4 protein-coding genes are annotated in these 3815 nt (G+C 58.9%); all 4 read right to left on the reverse strand.

What is annotated here, in order from left to right; all coding sequences use genetic code 11:
* Positions 1-3: 3 nt before the first annotated feature.
* The 4 genes from ACP5KC_RS09305 to ACP5KC_RS09320 are packed head-to-tail and all read right to left on the reverse strand — an operon-like array spanning position 4 to position 3732.
* Positions 4-1503 (reverse strand): hypothetical protein, encoded by a 1500-nt coding sequence (locus ACP5KC_RS09305; RefSeq protein WP_428287367.1) that lies wholly within the window; start codon positions 1501-1503, stop codon positions 4-6.
* Complete coding sequence (locus ACP5KC_RS09310; RefSeq protein WP_428287368.1) at positions 1497-2006, reverse strand: hypothetical protein; 510 nt, start codon at positions 2004-2006, stop codon at positions 1497-1499. Before ACP5KC_RS09310 ends, ACP5KC_RS09305 begins: the two co-directional genes overlap by 7 nt.
* A 59-nt stretch (positions 2007-2065) precedes the next feature.
* Positions 2066-2515, reverse strand: coding sequence for a hypothetical protein (locus tag ACP5KC_RS09315; protein ID WP_428287369.1), 450 nt, complete (start codon positions 2513-2515; stop codon positions 2066-2068).
* Positions 2516-2520: 5 nt separating this feature from the next.
* On the reverse strand, positions 2521-3732 hold the full coding sequence (locus ACP5KC_RS09320) for a hypothetical protein (protein ID WP_428287370.1): 1212 nt from the start codon (positions 3730-3732) through the stop codon (positions 2521-2523).
* Positions 3733-3815 lie beyond the last annotated feature (83 nt).

The raw sequence follows: 3815 nt of genomic DNA on the forward strand, positions 1-3815 counted from the left end.
GTCTCAACCGTGGTGATGCCCGAGCCATGAGGGCAGGTGCCGCTGCTTCGAGCACCTCACGTACGAGGCTTCCCGCTCTAGGGTCAGCCCTAGGCCCAGCTGCTGCACCCTCTGGACGAGCCTGTTCGCGTCGTCGGCCCTAGCCAGGGAGATCCCCAGGCGTGCGGCTAGGCTCTTAGCGTTTCTCAGCCTGACGAGCTCCGTTCTGCTGACCTTGCCGCCCCTGTGCTCTATCTCCGTGCACAGCTCCTCGAGCAGGGGGAGCAGGCTCTCCCTCGACACCTCCCCGGTCACCCCGAGGTCCCTCAGGTCTATAAGGTCGGCTATCGCCCCGGCGGCTATGGTGAAGACGGTGTCGCTCGACAAGTGCATGCTGGCGCTGACGGCGGTGAGGCCGCTGGCGATGGCCTGGACATCCACCCGGAGCGGGACGCGGATCGCCCGCCGCGCGTCGTCCGGGAGTAGATCCTCGTTCAGGTGCCCGATGACTATGTACTCGAAGTTGCACCCCTTCCTCCTGTCCTCCTCGAAGGCTTTGATGAACGAGTCCGTGTCGGTGCATAGCTTCACGTCAGCAGGCACGCTCCCTATGACCAAGTCGGCCCGGCAGCCCCCCACCGCCTGCTCGCGGGGCAGCCTGTACTTCTCGGAGAGGGCCTTCACAATGGAGTTGTGCAGCTCGGTCAGGCTGACCTTGCCGCTCGGCCTGAGGAACGTCAGCGCGAAGATGTTAGCCGCCCGGAAACCCAGCTCGGCGGAGATCCTGGAGTAAACCGCCGCGGCCACGGCGTCGCCCAGGATCTGTGCGGCCCACTTCCTCACCCTGTCGATCTCCTCCCCCTGGGGCAGGAGGTCCTGGTGGGTGAGCACATCGCCGTCCCAGAGCCATCTGCTCCCGCCGCGCCCGCTGATCTGTCTGAGGAGGAGCTCGTGCTCCTCACTCGTCAGGTCTTGGAACATGAGCAGCAAGCCCGCGAAGGCGAACTTGTCCTCGAGCACCCTCAGCCCCTCGAGGAACTTTCCCACGTTGCTGGCACCCCCGATGAGGCGCGCCTCGTCCACGATCAGGAATAGCCTGAGGCCCGCCACCTCCATCACGTAAGAGAACTGGATCAGGGAGCGGATGTCGCAGTTCGACGGCAGCTTCTCCACGCCCCGGTGGAGCTTCACCCACTCGTAGAGGGCCTTCTGGATCGCGTTCTCGAGCTCCTTCTCGAGGAAGTCTTGCCTGGACAGGTCCTCCTTGCCGCAGAGCACCAGCGGCAGGACGCCGTCCGCTTCCCTCATGATCCTCCCGTAGAGCCTCTCCGCGAGGGCGGACTTCCCGGTGCCCTGCTGCGCGACCAGCAGGAAGAGCCTCGGGGCACCCTTACTCGAGGAGGACTCCTTCACCGCGTTCATTATGGCCTGCTCGGCCAGCGTCTCAAAGTAGGGGCACTCGGGATCCAGTGCCTCCACGCCGCACCTGATGGTGAGCTTGAAGCACTTCTCGCTGCTCAGCATTCGCAACACCACGGAGGAACGACTATCCTCCACTCGTCGAACGAGCGCGAGAAGCACTTGATGCAGTCCCCTAGAGCGCTCTCGTCTATCGTGCCGCCTTGCGCTTTGCTAATGCCCAGGGGGTGCCCGAGGGGCTTCGAAAGCCAGAGATCCACGAAGTACTGGTTATCGTGAACCCTGTACCCCTGCTTGGCGGCCTCTCTGAACAGAACGTCAAGGAGGTACATCTTCCGGCAGGCCTCAGGCCTTCCGCGAAGCAGGGGGGCGAGCTCGTTGGCCTTCACCCTCAAGGAGAGAGCCTCTACCTTGCCCCCAGCGACCCAAGCCCTCCGCACCCTGCCGAAGCGCAGCGCCCCTGAGTTAACCCTAAACGTGAAGGTGGACCCATTTATGTAGAGAACGACCGTGGATCTGCGGGGCTTTCTGTACACCACAGCGGTATACATTCCGTATACAGCAGCACTCTTACCGCTTTTTATTTTTATCGGAGAGGGGGTCCCCAAGGCGGGGTATGCCCGCGCACTCCAGCTTTTTAAGCCCGCCTAGCTCTCCTCAACCGAGGCTATGCATGGCGGGAAGATACGGGTGGAGTTGGTGTAGGGGGCTGGGGGCTATCGGGGCGCTCCACTGAGCTGTTCACGCGCAGGGGTATTTGAGGCGGCCGTTCGAAGGTGAGGGTCACTAGCTCTGCACCGCTTACCTCGACCCTGCTTTCGCACTCGATCGAGAGGTGCGGCACCTGAGTCGGGGACAGAGTCGGCACCGCGAAATCCTCTGCTACGTCTCGGGGCACATCGACCTTAGCCTCCACTACTACGCGCAACTTAGGCATCTCGTGGAACATAAGCGAGGGGATAGCCTCGAGGAGGGGGAGCTCAAAAACTGGACGCTCGCGCAAATCCGCACCTGAGACTACGTCGGCAGCCTCTCTAGCCTCTCTTCTTTCTCCAACCTCGTGGTTCTCTCTCTCGTCTTCCCCCCTTACCTTTTTTATCCTAACTCCTTCGCTCAACGCCCTCACCCATAGAAGATAAAAACCCATTCATTACGCCACCGCTCCATTGTTGCAATCCCGAGGTACATCTGAGGTGCCATGAACCTTAGCAGGCTCGCTAGATCGTACCACTCCCTGCCTCTGTTTACTACTAGCCCTCTTATGGATCCTAAGTAGGAGCGGCAGGGTACCGGAGGAGTCCAATCTGACCACGAGCTTAGTTTATCATCCAGCGGCTTCAGCGCGTAGTAGAACATATGAGGGTACTTCCCACTGTAGAAGAGAGGAGTATATAAGGGCGCCTCCTTTAAGGGAGCTTTTAAACTATGACTCGGGGAAATGGCCTCTAAGCATCTTTTCACGTACTTTTTAGGCTCCGATTCGAGGTGAGTATCAAAGGGTTTCAGAACTTCACTTTTCACTAATAAATCTTGCAACCTCCAACACCAGAAGATCAAATCTATTAATGACTCGCCTAGGCTATCTGACCCATAACCCATAACCGTGAAATTCTTCTTTATGCTCTCATTAGGAACCTCAGGGACGAAGTGCTCGACCCAGCCCATCACTCCCTCCAGAAACTCTAAGCGGTCACTGCTCACCCCACTGTAGGCCCTCGTGAAGTAGAACCATGGGATCCTGCGCAAGGTCACGACCGTGAAGAAGCCCTTGTCGTAATTCGGGGAGATGGACAGCGACTTCTCTAGCAGCTCCTTAAAGACGACAACACCCTCGTCACCCCTCTCCAACCCCCCTTCGAAAGAGGGTTTGAGAGAGTCGAGCATGCTAGAAAGGGTCTTACCTTCGATGGAGTAGTCTCCACCGAAGGCCTTGGCGGCAGCCATCATCGTGTTTTGTGCCGTCGAAAGTATCTTCCTTGCCGTAAAGTACACCCTAATCGGAATTAAATACCCGTATTCCGCATGCCAAGCATCATCGTGTTTTGGAGACACCCGCAGCGGCTCCACCGCAGCCTTTAGGCCGATACCAGCCTCCTCTAGTCCCATTCCAGCCTTCATGCGAGCTATCAGCTCGGCCATGTCGAACTCAATGCCGAAGATCTGCCGATAGAAGTGGGCCAGAGCGTTGGATGCGAGCTTATAGTCCCGGTCCAGACCACCTAGGAGTATCTTCTTGTACCTCTCCTCCCTAAGCAGCTCCTCTAGATCCTTCCCTTCGAGCTCCCTCCTCAACACCTCGTAGAAGCCCAGGAAGCGGGCAGCTGCAAGCCCCACGTCGAACGCCTTGGCCAGCAGAGGGGAGAGCCAGCGCTCATCGAAAAAGGCTTTGCCCACAATCTAAGTGTCTCAACGTAACC

This window comes from Infirmifilum sp., from assembly GCF_049970975.1.
GTDB classification, from domain to species: Archaea; Thermoproteota; Thermoprotei; order Thermofilales; family Thermofilaceae; genus Thermofilum; species Thermofilum uzonense.